Origin of the sequence: Corynebacterium kutscheri, from assembly GCF_000980835.1 — a bacterium.
Classification (GTDB): Bacteria; Actinomycetota; Actinomycetes; order Mycobacteriales; family Mycobacteriaceae; genus Corynebacterium; species Corynebacterium kutscheri.
Window position 1 is genome coordinate 769,904 of record NZ_CP011312.1, and the last position, 13,149, is coordinate 783,052.

12 protein-coding genes are annotated in these 13,149 nt (G+C 45.6%); 9 read left to right on the forward strand and 3 right to left on the reverse strand.

Annotated features, from left to right (window positions below):
• Positions 1-15 precede the first annotated feature (15 nt).
• Complete coding sequence (locus tag UL82_RS03570; protein ID WP_046439048.1) at positions 16-531, forward strand: hypothetical protein; 516 nt, start codon at positions 16-18, stop codon at positions 529-531.
• Between the two features lie 73 nt (positions 532-604).
• Complete coding sequence (idi, locus tag UL82_RS03575) at positions 605-1,147, forward strand: isopentenyl-diphosphate Delta-isomerase (RefSeq protein WP_046439049.1); 543 nt, start codon at positions 605-607, stop codon at positions 1,145-1,147.
• On the opposite strand, the gene UL82_RS03580 is transcribed toward idi, so the two are convergent.
• Together UL82_RS03580 and UL82_RS03585 are read right to left on the reverse strand one after the other, a co-directional pair.
• Positions 1,104-1,994, reverse strand: coding sequence for a phosphotransferase (locus tag UL82_RS03580; RefSeq protein WP_046439050.1), 891 nt, complete (start codon positions 1,992-1,994; stop codon positions 1,104-1,106). The genes idi and UL82_RS03580 overlap by 44 nt on opposite strands.
• Positions 1,991-3,286: a carboxylesterase family protein gene (locus UL82_RS03585; RefSeq protein WP_052735856.1), complete on the reverse strand. Its 1,296-nt coding sequence runs from the start codon at positions 3,284-3,286 to the stop codon at positions 1,991-1,993. The genes UL82_RS03580 and UL82_RS03585 overlap by 4 nt, the downstream gene beginning before the upstream one ends.
• Positions 3,287-3,317: 31 nt before the next feature.
• On the opposite strand from UL82_RS03585, the gene UL82_RS03590 reads away from it, so the two are divergent.
• The 3 genes from UL82_RS03590 to UL82_RS11225 are packed head-to-tail and all read left to right on the forward strand — an operon-like array spanning position 3,318 to position 5,744.
• Positions 3,318-5,396, forward strand: a complete 2,079-nt coding sequence (locus UL82_RS03590) for a M3 family metallopeptidase (protein ID WP_046439051.1) — start codon at positions 3,318-3,320, stop codon at positions 5,394-5,396.
• Between the two features lie 3 nt (positions 5,397-5,399).
• On the forward strand, positions 5,400-5,600 hold the full coding sequence (locus UL82_RS03595; protein WP_046439052.1) for a hypothetical protein: 201 nt from the start codon (positions 5,400-5,402) through the stop codon (positions 5,598-5,600).
• 3 nt (positions 5,601-5,603) lie between these two features.
• Entirely contained in the window at positions 5,604-5,744 is a 141-nt protein-coding gene (locus UL82_RS11225) for a hypothetical protein (RefSeq protein ID WP_046441146.1), read from the forward strand.
• Positions 5,745-5,828: 84 nt separating this feature from the next.
• On the opposite strand, the gene malQ is transcribed toward UL82_RS11225, so the two are convergent.
• Positions 5,829-7,964: a 4-alpha-glucanotransferase gene (gene malQ, locus UL82_RS03605; protein ID WP_083966502.1), complete on the reverse strand. Its 2,136-nt coding sequence runs from the start codon at positions 7,962-7,964 to the stop codon at positions 5,829-5,831.
• Between the two features lie 94 nt (positions 7,965-8,058).
• Between malQ and UL82_RS03610 the strand changes: the two genes are divergently transcribed.
• From UL82_RS03610 to hrcA, 4 genes are all read left to right on the forward strand, one after another.
• Positions 8,059-9,891 (forward strand): AMP-dependent synthetase/ligase, encoded by a 1,833-nt coding sequence (locus UL82_RS03610; RefSeq protein WP_046439054.1) that lies wholly within the window; start codon positions 8,059-8,061, stop codon positions 9,889-9,891.
• Between the two features lie 270 nt (positions 9,892-10,161).
• Positions 10,162-10,842, forward strand: a complete 681-nt coding sequence (locus UL82_RS03615; protein ID WP_046439055.1) for a hypothetical protein — start codon at positions 10,162-10,164, stop codon at positions 10,840-10,842.
• Positions 10,843-10,917: 75 nt separating this feature from the next.
• A complete protein-coding gene (gene hemW, locus UL82_RS03620; protein ID WP_046439056.1) occupies positions 10,918-12,072 on the forward strand; it encodes a radical SAM family heme chaperone HemW in 1,155 nt (384 codons plus the stop codon).
• Positions 12,073-12,085: 13 nt separating this feature from the next.
• A complete protein-coding gene (gene hrcA / locus UL82_RS03625; RefSeq protein WP_046439057.1) occupies positions 12,086-13,132 on the forward strand; it encodes a heat-inducible transcriptional repressor HrcA in 1,047 nt (348 codons plus the stop codon).
• Positions 13,133-13,149 lie beyond the last annotated feature (17 nt).

Below are 13,149 nucleotides of genomic sequence, written 5' to 3' on the forward strand. Positions count from 1 at the left end.
TTTGATGGGAGAACCATGAACACTACGCGCTATATAACCATAGGTAGCGCTTTCGTTACTGTAGCGTTGGCGCTTTCTGCCTGTGGCGGTTCCGATGCTCATGATCAGGCACTGGAATCTATTACCGTAGCACCTACTACTTCCGCGAATGCTGGTTTTGAAGCGCAAGAAGTAGCACCAATTATCGCTACCTCGTTACGCGAACGAACAGTTGATACCGGCCTTAATGTCGAATACGAACTACAAACTACTGCTTATAACTCACAGGGAAGCGGCTCGGTTGTTTATGTGCTTATCCATAATCTTAATGACGTTGCCCTACCAGTTGAAGCTTTAGGAACTCCAAAACTAAAGGTTAATGGCAATGAGGTTTCCGGTGTAGAAGCCGGCACAGTTTCGCTCGATCTACCACTAGCTCCTCATGCATCAACAAACTTGGCTTATGCTTTTAGTACTAATTACTCCAATTTATGGAATGCAGAATTTACCATTGGAAATGTTACCTTCCAAGGGAATCTGAGCTCTATTTAATAAGTCGTCTTAATAAGTCATCGTGGGTGCCTGATTGTTGGGAAGATAGTTACGCCAGTTAGGCTTAGTAGCCATGACAACAGAGCTCGTCGTTATTGTTGATGATGAGGGGAATCCAGTAGGCACCCAACCGAAGCATTTAGTGCATACTGGTGACACCCCGTTACATCTTGCTTTCTCCTGTTATGTGCTCTCTTTAGACGGCGAGCTGCTCATTACCCGGCGCGCATTACATAAACTTACTTGGCCGGGTGTGTGGACTAATTCTGCATGCGGGCATTTGCAACCTGGGGAACGCGCTATTGATGCGCTTAAACGAAGAGTTCCTCATGAAATTGGCGTGGATCCCGCGCGACTACACGATATTGATGTGGTGTTGCCAGATTTTCGTTATTACGCTACCGATTCACGAGGTATCGTCGAAAATGAGCTGTGTCCGGTATTTATTGCTCGAATAGACACCAAAGAGATTAATCCAGCAACAACTGAAGTGGACTCATTTTTTTGGGCAGCACCACAGGCTGTGTATGCAGCAGTTGATGCTACTCCATCTGTATTTAGCCCATGGATGGTTAAACAACTGGGTCAGGAAAAGCTGCGGCGAGCGCTGGGATAAAACGACCGCTATTAATAGCTTTTGTGACCCATTCTGGGCGGTGATTGTGTTCATAAACGACTTCATAAAGGAATCGATCAATAAGATAAGCGTTAAGTAGTTCTGGCTTATCGACGTCAGGGATCGCCACATTAATATCTGCGTAGTGAAAGGAACGGATAAGCCCAGCAATATCACGTAGTGGGGAATCGAAGTGATGCGCACTAGCAGCACCAGGTTCGCCTTCAAAGTCAATGATGAAAAAGCCGGTGTCGTTTTTTAGGATTTGTCCAAGGTGGAGGTCACCATGAATGCGGGTGGTAGTAATGGTGCTAAAGCTACGCTCACAGTAGTCATAAACGTGGTGGGCACTATCGCGGAATTTTTCTAATGTAGGTAGTTGGGTAGTAAAGTCGTCGAAACGTTGTCGCCAATTGGCTGCAATGGCAGTGATAGCTTTCTCTTTTACCCCGAAAGCATTATGAAGGTCTTTATGCACACTTGCTACTGCATGCCACAGGTGAGTAATTTCACTGTTGGTTAAGTTATCCGCGATACGCCAACAATCGGCAGCGTGATCGATAAAACGAGTAATAACAGCAAGGGTATGACTGTCATCACTGATCCAACCGAGAACTTCAGCAGTATAAGCATGAATATGCCGGCCTAGCTCAACTTCTGGGGAAAGCCCAGGAATTGCGGTGGCATAGACTTTCCACAGTGTATCGCCGATACGGTAAGAAGAGTTGGTTTGTTCTCCACAAAGAGCTACGATCTCGTGATCTAATAGGGATTCGAGATCAATTGAACCATGCAGAGTATATGGTGATGAACCATTGAGTACACTCAAGATAAAATCGCTACTCACAAAAAGGCCTCTCGTATTCGTCGCCACGGGTCAGTAACAATATGTCGGTTACCACTTAGGGTGGAAATGCTTAGTACAGATCTATTCTCCCGGTAGCGAGGCCACCATGGCTGAATACCACGGGTGAAGTCCAACACGGTGGTAAATACATTTTCACGCATGGCTTGTGGTGCACTGATATCTACTTCACTAGGACGCTGTGGATGGGTAAGCAAAGTATCGTGATTACCAAAGAACCAGGAAATATCACAGCAATGCACAGCCGGATGCTCATCATCTCCTTGATACAGAATTGCCCATAGATTTTCTGGTCCATGTTCTACAGTTTCTGTTACCCAGCGCAGGATTAATGAATCGCTAAGAAAAGAAACAAAAAAGTGTTGCTCCGGTGGCTGGTAGGTCTTTGCAATACCAGCCATTGTGATGACCAGTCGAGGCAAGAATCGTTTGCTTAAACGATTCCTATCTAATGCCACAGCATGATCATGACGATAAAACTCATGGCTTGTTGCTGAGACGATAATGGGAATATCTACTAGTTCTTGAGCAGTAAAAGGTGCTGGCCCAAAGGGACAGTCATAGAAAAATAATCGCCAAAAACGGAAATTAATTCGTTCTCGTTTCTTTTTATCAATTCGGCTTAATTGCTTGGGAGTAATTGCAGTGCTTGCTATTGTTCTTAAGGCGGATTTACGTTTTTCAAAAGGCACGCGAGGAAAGCTAGGCGACATTGCCCATGCTCTGCGGAACATACCCTGGTAGTGATCACGTCGGCACAGCCACAATACAATTCCTGCTCCCGCAGATTGTCCGGCAAGAGTGACATTTGTGGGATCGCCACCGAATTCTTCAATATGTTTTTGGATCCAGCTTAAACCTAACTGACAATCGTCAATGCCACGATAATGATGGGCAGTTTCATGAGGAAACCGAGCAAAACCATCCATCCCGAGCCGATAAGAAAGAGAAACCACAATAACGCCTTGTTGAGCAAGCGCAGTGGCATCAAACCAGGGTTCATCGCGATTACCTTGAATATAAGCACCGCCATGGATAAAAGCGATTACTGGTAAATCTGCACCAGGACGAGTATTGATAGGTGTCGTGACATCCAGACATAGTGTGTTACTACTAGAAATAGCAGAGTGTGGATCGCTAAGAAGCTCAGCTGGATATAAGCCGTGATAGGTGGCAAAAGGTAAAGCAGAGAAGTGCCTGACATTGTCACGGACAGAACCTTGAAAACGAGCAGTGGCACTAAAGACATAATCTTGTGACCAGTTTTCAGACATGGTTAAACTCTAGCAACTACTATGAAGAGTCATGACTAACCCATTGCTTAACTCCTCAGAACTTCCTTATCATTTACCACCTTTTGCTGAAATCACAATTGATCATTATCGGCCAGCCTTTGAACAAGCTTTAGCGCGTCATAAGGAAGAAATAATCCAGATTACTACCAGTCAGGCTGCGCCTACTTGGAGTAACACAGTTGAAGCGTTGGAAGCATCGGGACAAGATTTAGCTCGAGTATCAGCAGTGTTTTTTAATCTTTATAGCACTGATGCTAATGAAGAAATGAATGAGATTGCTGCCTGGGTGGCGCCACTGCTTTCCGAACATTCGGATTCTATTTATCTTAATCAGGAATTATTAGCACGCTTTAAGGCTGTCGATATACCAAATGATGGCGAGTCGCAGCGTCTTTATGAGCACTGGATGCGTCAATTTGCACGCCATGGCGCATTGCTTAACGATGATGACCGGAAACAACTAAGTGAAATTAACGCTCGCTTATCAGTTTTAGCCGATGAGTTTGGCCGAAACCTATTAGCTGAGACTCGTGAACTGGCTGTGATTTTTGTAGCAAAAGACGAACTAGCTGGGTTAAGTGCAGAACGAATTGCTTCTGCTGCTAAAGATGCAGAACAACATGGACAAAGTGGATTTGTTTTGCCATTGGGGTTACCTAGTGTACAAGATGAACAAGCCAGCCTTCATAGCAAGCAATCGCGAGAGAAACTCTATCAGGCTTCTTTAGCACGAGGAATGAAGTCCAACCCTGAGGTACTGCTAGAAATTGTTCGCCTACGGGCGAAAAAAGCTGCCTTACTTGGTTATAAAAATCATGCTGAATATGTTATTGAGGAAGAAACTGCCGAAAGCGTAGCGGCTGTTCATGATTTACTCTATAGTCTTAGTCCCCAGGCTGCTACCAATGCACGCAATGAACATAAGTTGCTCAGTGAGGCTGCACGACTTGCTGCCGATACGAGTGGTAAACAGATAGGTGATCAAGAAACACTTGTTGGTGCTGCCGACTGGCCGTATTGGGAAGCGCAGGTTCGAGCTCGCGATTTTCATTTAGATGAGGATGAACTTTCTGCATATTTTCCTCTGCGTCAAGCACTTGTTGATGGTGTATTTTTTGCTGCGGCTAGGCTATACGGTATTAGCATTAGCGCGCGGAAAGATTTATCTGGTTATGCCGATGATGTTGAGGTATGGGAAGTAAAAGATGCAGATGGTAGCGGTTTAGGATTGTTTATCACTGACTACTATGCGCGTCCATCAAAACGCGGTGGCGCTTGGATGTCGGAGTTTGTTAGCCAATCACAACTACTAGCTACCAAACCAGTGGTAGTTAATGTTATGGGGATTACCAAACCCGCTGATGGTAGTGATGCACTATTGAGCATTGATCAATTACGTACCTTATTCCATGAGTTTGGGCATGGTTTACATGGTCTCTTGTCGCAGGTCCGATATCCTAGTTTCTCTGGTACTAATGTGCCTCGCGATTATGTTGAGTTTCCCTCGCAGATCAATGAGAACTGGGCTTTTGAACCTACGGTATTAAAAAATTACGCTCGTCACGTAGTTACTGGTGAGGTTATTCCTGATCGGCTCGTTTCTGCCATGAATAAGGCACGCCAATTTGGACAAGGTTTTGCTACCAGCGAATATTTAGCTGCGGCAATTATTGATCTGGCTTGGCACACTGTGAGCGTAGAAGAAGCAGATTTACTTACCCCAGCAGATATTGAAAGCTTTGAGCACAAAGCTCTAGAAGATGCTGGTTTAACGGTGCCCGGAATTGCGCCAAGGTACCGCTCGACTTATTTCAATCACATTTTTGCCGGTGGTTATTCTGCGGGATATTATTCCTATCTATGGGCCGAAGCACTAGATGCAGATGGTTTTGATTGGTTTATCACGAGCAAAGCAGCCGGTGATTATGCCGATGAAGTATCGGTACGACGAGCAGGCGAGCGGTTTAGACAATTAGTGCTCTCTCGAGGTGGCGCAGATGATTTTAAAACCGCTTTTGAAAATCTTCGCGGACGTGAAAAAGATGTAGAACCTTTATTAAAGCGTCGTGGCCTTAGCGGAGCCGTATAAATAATGACGGAATTTCTAGATGAGATTAGCCAGTTTTTAACCGCTTCCCCCTTATGGGTGCAAGCACCTATTATGCTTGTTTTTGTTATTCCATTGTGTGCGCTTTTAGCCTACGGTTGGCTGCGCAGCATTGATGCTATTAGTGTGTATCTTTCCAAGATAGGCGCTAAGGTGGGTAAGCACCACTTAAGAGAAGGCGAATAGGTGATGGCAAACCCAGAGGAATTGCGTAAAAAAGATCAGCAACTGCCTAGAAACAAGCGTCGCTATCCACAATCTAGAGTGACTCAAACGTTGTATTTGCTATTGATTTTAGTGTTCGTGGCGTGGCTGATTTCTTTGCTTTAATTTAAATAAGAACTGGCGTCGATAAGTCTTATGCTTATCGACGCCAGTTCTTCTAGTCAGGCGCAGTAAAAATTGCAGTAGAAATTACCGTTGCGAGGCCTGTGCTACTTTTTGGTAAAGGCGATTATCAGCTAATTGTTCGATAGTAATTGCCGTACCAGTGCTATCAGTAAGTGGTACACACCAGTTCGGATAGAGATCATTTGTGGTACCGGGTTGATTTTGGGCACGCTTATCACCAACCATGTCTACTAAAGACATACAGGTTAAAGCACTTGGCGTACCGGCTAAGAAGCGGTGCAAAGCTGTAATGAGTGTTTCCGTATCGCCACGCTGGTTTCGCGGAATACCATAAAAATTATCGACAACCTCGTTATCTTCGAAGCCACCTTCTTCTTTTACCCGGGTAAGAATCTCTGCTTGCCACTGTAAATCAATGGTGTTTTCAGTTTCTACATCGGTTGTAAGGATACCCAGGCGATCGCGTAAAGCAATATGTTCGCCCTCTAAATAACCTGCAGTTGGTGGGAGATCATGAGTACTCACCGAGCTTAATGCCAATGGACGATATTCGTGTTGGTGGCGAGGCCCACCATGTGGTGAGGATTCAAACCAGACAATTGACGTACCCATAATTCCACGACTAGCCAAGAAATCTTGAACCCATGGTTCGAAAGTACCTAGGTCTTCACCGATAACGACCGCATTGGCGCGCTCAGCTTCGAGCGCCAAAATTCCAACCAACGCCTCGTGGTCAAAATTGACGTAGGTACCCGTTGATGGGTGCTGTAGGCGTGGAATCCAGAATAAACGGAAAAGACCAAGTACGTGGTCTACTCGAATACCACCAGAATGACGTAGTACAGTGCGAAGCAGATCACGCCATGGAATATAGCCTTGTTCTGCAAGTAACTCAGGATGCCATGGTGGTTGTGACCAGTCTTGACCATGATGGTTGTAATTATCTGGTGGTGCACCTACTGAAGCAAGTGGTGCGAGCACGTTTTTAAGCGTAGCGGCATCAGCACCACCTGGGTGAACACCTACTGCGAGGTCAGCCATAATTCCGATGCGCATGCCTGCGTCAATTGCGGCTGATTGAGCGGCTCCCAGCTGTTGATCGCAAATCCATTGCAACCACATGTAGAAGTTAACCAGCTCTGCTTTATCTGGCAACACAGAGTGGCTGGCAGCAAGATGATGTGCTTCAATTTCTTGTTCAGCACACCACGTTGCAAAGTCGTAGAGACCTTGACCTTCATTAGCGAGATAGTCTTGGAAGTCTTGTTCTCGTGCTGGCTCACGCTGACAAGCAAAGATTTCTCGTAGTACCTGAAGCTTCGCCTCGTAAATAGGATTGCGTTCAATATAATCCGCAGAAGTATTAAGTTCACGGAACTCGTTAGCTAACTCTTCGATATCGGCTTGAGTTTCTTCATCAAGAGCTAAAAGTTCTGGAATATCTTCGATACGGATATAAATAGGATTAGTAAAACGACGGGTGGTAGGTAGATACGGCGAATCCTCTACGGGGGCGAATGGTTCTGCTGCATGCATCGGATTAATTAATAAGAAATCTGCGCCAGCAGTACGTGCCACAGTATCGGCAAGGTGACCGAGGTCATTGAAATCGCCCATACCCCATGAGTTTTGGGAGCGTACCGAGTAAATTTGTGCCATAACGCCAGTAACAGGCTTGTTAAGCAGTCGGTCAGTCGTCGATAGGCGCTGTGGGGTAACGATGAGGAAACAACTTGCGGTGAGATCTTCGGAACGCAAAGTTACAGTATGCCAACCAAGCGGGAGATCAGCTGGTAACCGGAAGGAGGCCTCACCATAGCTCACACCGTCGAATGTACGTGGTGCGGTCCAATTTTCTACTTGTTCAGGGACAACAACAGACCCATCTTCGAGAGTGACCTCAATGTCGGCGGGTGCACCATCGATAACATGAACTGGAAATATATAGTCGTGACCCTGTACCGAAACAATACAGCGAGGTAACGGTCGTTTAAACTCATCGGCGTAACGCTTTTCGATGGCTTGACGGATTTCTTCTTCCGAAGGCATGTCGGCGGTGCCTAACTCTACTCCTAAGGCGCGTAGTGTTTTGACCAGCGTATCTTCAGAAACATCGATCTGTGTGCCACCGAAACCGGTATATGACCATGACACGTTGTGCGCGGCTGCAAGCTCGCGAAGTGAATCTATGTATCCCACTCGTGCCATTGTGCCACCTTAGCGGTGTCTTCGCCCAAAAATGTGGAGTTTATGACATGCTAGAGCTCAAGAAAATATATAAGGGGATATTCAAGTGCGAGAAATTAGCGGTCGAGCGACTTTTGAAATTAAAGAAAACGAAACCTGTCTGAGCCAGTTACTAGCGGTGGCGCAGGCACGCCCATATGGTGTGATGTACACCCGACCAAAAAACTTTGAATGGGTTAACGTTACTGGTGCAGAATTTGTTGAAGAGGTATATGCAGTAGCCAAGGGCTTTATTGCAGCTGGGGTACAACAAGGTGACCGGGTAGCGTTACTGAGTGAGACCCGATACGAATGGTCACTACTTGATTTTGCTATTTGGGCAGCAGGAGCGGTATCAGTTCCTATTTATGGTTCTAGCTCTTTGAAACAGATCGAATGGATCATTGAAGACTCTGGGGCAGTTTTTGCAATAACTGAGACTCGTGATCATACCGACCTCATGTCACATCTGGTTCTTGGCGAAGACGGTAAGGCAGAGCTAAAGAGTTCGCCAAGTAAATTACGCCGTATTTTGGAGATCAATTCTTCCGCGATTTCTACTTTAAAATTTGAGGGTCGTGGGGTGGATTCTTCGGTAGTCGATGAGCGTATTGCCGCGGTTGTTGCCGATGATCTTGCCACCTTGGTTTATACCTCTGGAACTACTGGTCGGCCCAAAGGATGCCGGCTTACACATCGCAATTGGCTAAGCCAAGTACGTGGTTTGCTGACTCACCCAATTGGTGGAATTGCGGTGCCGGGCAACCGAGTGCTCACATTTTTGCCTATGGCACATGTGCTTTCGCATGCAGTGTCATTGGCGATTGCACTTTCTGGTGCCGCACAGTCACATTGGTCAGATTTTTCTACCCTTAGCGTTGAATTCCAGCGTGCACGACCAAATCTCATTTTGGGCGTGCCGCGAGTATTTGAAAAAGTAAAAAATGGTGCTCGTGCTAATGCTGCTGAAGGTGGACCAGTTAAGGCAGCACTTTTCGATCAAGCAGTAAAAGTTGCTGATGAGTATTCACGCGCTATGGATACCCCGCAGGGTCCATCGCGACTGTTAAAGATGCGTCATGCTACTTTCGACAAGTTGGTGTACTCAAAGATCCGTGCGGCTATGGGTGGCGAAGTACGTTACGCAATTTCTGGTGGTTCTGCTATCGGTCATGATGTATTGCACTTCTTTAGAGGTATTGGTACCCCTATTTACGAAGGTTATGGACTTACCGAAACCACGGCTGCGGCAACGGTTGATTTTACGAATCAGCTCATTGGTTCTGTTGGTGTTCCGGTAGGGGATACGGCTATTCGGATTAATGAGGATTCAGAAATACTTGTTAAAGGCAGCATTGTTTTTGATGGTTATTGGAATAATGAAGAAGCTACCGCAGCGGCCTTCGATGAAGAAGGCTGGTTTAATACCGGCGATTTAGGTGAGATTCTTGATAGCGGCCAGTTAGTGATTACGGGTCGAAAGAAAGATCTTATTGTTACCGCTGGTGGAAAAAATGTGTCCCCGGGTCCATTAGAAGATAGTTTGCGTGCTCATCCACTTATTAGTCAGGCGATGGTGGTCGGCGATGGTAAACCTTTTGTTGGTTTGTTGGTTACCTTGGACGAGGATGCATTAAAACGATGGAAGCTTAATCACAATATCCCTGAATCACGTGGGGTGAAAGAATTAGCTACTGATCCAGTACTTCGAGCAGAAATCCAGGATGCAATTAACGCAACTAACTCAATGGTTTCACATGCTGAGGCGATTAAAAAATTCTACATTTTAGATAAAGATCTTACTGAGGGAGCCGATGAGCTTACCCCAACGATGAAGGTCAAAAGAAATGTGGTGGCTCGTCGCTACGCAGCAGAAATTGATCGGCTTTACCGACGCTAAAAATCATTGAACTAGCTAGCAAATAGAAAATCCTGCTGAGTAAAAACTCTTTAGCAGGATTTTTCTATTTTTAACACGACTTATTGAGCTGGCAGCATTATTGAGTACGACGATAGATGTTTGTGGAACCGATAGTTTTACGGCGCGCCAACAGCAAAAGTCTCGTTTACTCCTTTAGAGTTTTCATTCGTGAGAACGGATAAGTTTTAGCGAACTTATCTTTGTTATTGGCAGGCTATGCAGGATGAATCTTCAAGGGGGTAGAACCGTATGCGGGTAGCAGATGCAACGCTTCGGCATCGGGAACTTACCCAAGAAGTATTTAATATCGGCGATGAAGTAGCGACCTACATTGAAAATTTGGCCGAGGCAATTGCCGATTGGGATGGCGAGCTTGTTGAGGATTGTTTAGCAGAGTTTACTGAAATTATTGACGATGCTCGTCGAGATGCCCGCATTGTTATTACTGAACTTATTGGCCTGCGACAAGCACTAACCTCTGGTATTGCTTCTGGCACTATTTCCATAGGTATGCTTACTACCAAAACGGTAGCGCGCCCGGTAGTTATTCGAGCAGAAGATTTACGCACTCGGTTTCCAATCCAACAATCACCAGTTATGGTTGGTGAGTTGACTATGGCGCTTGAATCACGCACAGAACTGATGGGGGAGTATCTTTCCCATATTGTGGAATGGGTGCTTGCGGATACCGAACGGGCAGCCAGAGAAATTGGTACCTTATCTTTGCCAGTACTTTTCTCGCGTGTTTCTGAAGCAGTAACCTCGGCAGCATATGCTTGGTTGGAAGCTGTGGCTTGGGAACATCCAGCATTTGCTCGTACTATGCGCGGTAATAATCCTCCATCTTTTCTTAATGAGCGTGTTCGCATTGATGCGATTGTGGCGCGAGTTATTACCAAACGTAAACAGCACGCTACGGATGCTTCCTAAAATTTGAGAAGATCATGCTTTATAACAAGCCATGATCGTAACTTAAGGATTGATGTCCTTATAATAAGACTTCATATGGAAACATTTGGTGTCTACGTTCATGTCCCGTTTTGTGCTTCGCGTTGTGGTTATTGTGATTTCAATACCTACACTCCCGGAGAATTAGGTAGTGCTGCTAGCCCAGAAAGTTATTTAGTAGCTTTAGAAAAGGAATTAGAATTAGCTGCTCAACTTCGGGAAGAACAGGGCGATACTCGGGTAGCTGAAACAATTTTTATTGGTGGCGGAACACCGAGCATGCTTGGTAGTCAAGGATTGTCTCGAATTTTAACTGCAATTAGAAACACCACGGGAATTGCTTCTCACGCAGAGATCACCACCGAGTCGAACCCGGAGTCTACCTCCCCAGAGTTTTTCTCTGAGTTATTAGAGGCTGGTTATACCCGTATTTCCTTAGGGATGCAGTCTGCGGCGCCACATGTATTGCAAATATTAGAGCGTGCCCATACTCCAGGGCGAGCCTTCGCGGCGGCGCAAGAGGCTTTGTCGGTTGGTTTTGCACATGTGAATCTAGATATGATTTATGGCACGCCAACGGAAACAGATGATGATGTGCGTATGACACTTGATCGGGTAATAGAAACCGGTGTCGATCATGTTAGTGCTTATTCACTTATCGTCGAACAAGGTACTCGTATGGCACGAAAAGTACGTGTTGGCGAGTTAAAAGAATCTGGCGATGATCTACTTGCTGATCGTTATCACCTTATTGACCAGTGGCTTCGCGAGGCTGGTTTTGAATGGTATGAAGTATCTAATTGGTCAAAACCTGGCGGAGAATGCCGTCATAATTTAGGGTATTGGCTTGACGGTGACTGGTGGGGAGCCGGCCCTGGGGCACATTCGCATATGGGCGATACTCGTTTTTTTAATGTAAAACATCCGGTTACTTATGCTCAACAACTAGCCAAAGAACAATTGCCCATTAAAGAATCAGAAAAACTAAGCTCGCTAGAACGCCACGAAGAACAAGTGATGCTGGGGCTGCGATTAAAACAAGGGCTACGTTTAGATATATTTCAACCTGCTGGTTTGAAAATAATTGAGCACTATATAGGACGCGGATTATTGTGCCGTGATAATCACCAGGTGTTTTTAAGCGAGCAGGGACGCTTGCTTGCCGACGGTATTATTACCGATATTCTTGTCGCTGAGGATCTGGACGCGTAGGGAGGAAAAGAGGATGGCAGGACAAGCAGAGCAACGCCGGCAAAAAGTATTGCGTGCAATTGTTGCAGATTATATTGCGTCCCATGAGCCAGTGGGATCAAAAGCCTTATTGGAGCGTCATCAACTCAATGTCAGTTCGGCGACTATCCGAAACGATATGGTGGTATTAGAATCGGATGGTTATATCACTCAGCAACATGCTAGTTCTGGACGTATTCCTACCCAAAAAGCCTACCGAACTTTTGTTGATTCACTTGATGAGGTCAAGCCCCTTTCCCAAGCTGAACGCAGTGCAATCCTTAGCTTTTTGGAAGGTGGGGTTGATTTAGAAGATGTGCTACGCCGAAGCGTACAACTTTTAGCCCAACTTACTCGCCAAGCTGCGGTTGTACAGTTACCCAATCTTAATGTCACTACAGTAAAATACTGTGAGGTGGTTTTACTTTCACCGGTGCGGCTACTTTTGGTGCTTATTACTGATTCCGGCCGGGTGGAGCAAAGAAATGTAGAACTTACTGAGTTATGTGAACCAGAACAGGTACTAAAACTACGCGATGTTCTTAATCGTTCTTTAGTAGGTAAGACACTTACCGACGCCAGTGTGTCGATCGCTGAGTTAGCCGATATCGGAAGTGTTGAAGGCCATGCAGTAGATGCAGATATTCGGGTTCACGTATTGCGATGTGCAACCGTACTTATAGAGACACTGGTAGAACAACCAAATGATCGTTTAATTCTTGTGGGGGCATCTAATCTTACTCGTATTGCTCGTGACTTCCCTAAGGGGCTGCCACAGGTATTAGAAGCCTTAGAACAGCAGGTAGTTATGTTAAAACTATTAGCTAATGTGCAAGATTTAGATCATGTTAGCGTACTTATTGGAGAAGAAAACGAAGAACAAGATCTTCATTCAGCTTCTGTGGTAGCCGCCGGTTATGGTCAACCAGGAGTGACCTTAGGTGGACTAGGAGTTGTCGGGCCTACTCATATGGATTATTCGGGAACAATTTCTAAGGTTGCTGCCGTTGCACAATATGTCAGTCGCGTACTTGGAAGCTAAGAGCGAACATAACGTCA

What these genes read in the sequence shown, in the direction of transcription:
- UL82_RS03570 (WP_046439048.1), top strand. Translation starts at nt 16, where the DNA reads ATGAACACTACGCGCTATATAACCATAGGTAGCGCTTTCGTTACTGTA.
- idi (WP_046439049.1), top strand. Translation starts at nt 605, where the DNA reads ATGACAACAGAGCTCGTCGTTATTGTTGATGATGAGGGGAATCCAGTA.
- UL82_RS03585 (WP_052735856.1), bottom strand. Translation starts at nt 3,286, where the DNA reads ATGTCTGAAAACTGGTCACAAGATTATGTCTTTAGTGCCACTGCTCGT.
- UL82_RS03590 (WP_046439051.1), top strand. Translation starts at nt 3,318, where the DNA reads ATGACTAACCCATTGCTTAACTCCTCAGAACTTCCTTATCATTTACCA.
- UL82_RS03595 (WP_046439052.1), top strand. Translation starts at nt 5,400, where the DNA reads ATGACGGAATTTCTAGATGAGATTAGCCAGTTTTTAACCGCTTCCCCC.
- UL82_RS11225 (WP_046441146.1), top strand. Translation starts at nt 5,604, where the DNA reads ATGGCAAACCCAGAGGAATTGCGTAAAAAAGATCAGCAACTGCCTAGA.
- UL82_RS03615 (WP_046439055.1), top strand. Translation starts at nt 10,162, where the DNA reads ATGCGGGTAGCAGATGCAACGCTTCGGCATCGGGAACTTACCCAAGAA.
- hemW (WP_046439056.1), top strand. Translation starts at nt 10,918, where the DNA reads ATGGAAACATTTGGTGTCTACGTTCATGTCCCGTTTTGTGCTTCGCGT.
- hrcA (WP_046439057.1), top strand. Translation starts at nt 12,086, where the DNA reads ATGGCAGGACAAGCAGAGCAACGCCGGCAAAAAGTATTGCGTGCAATT.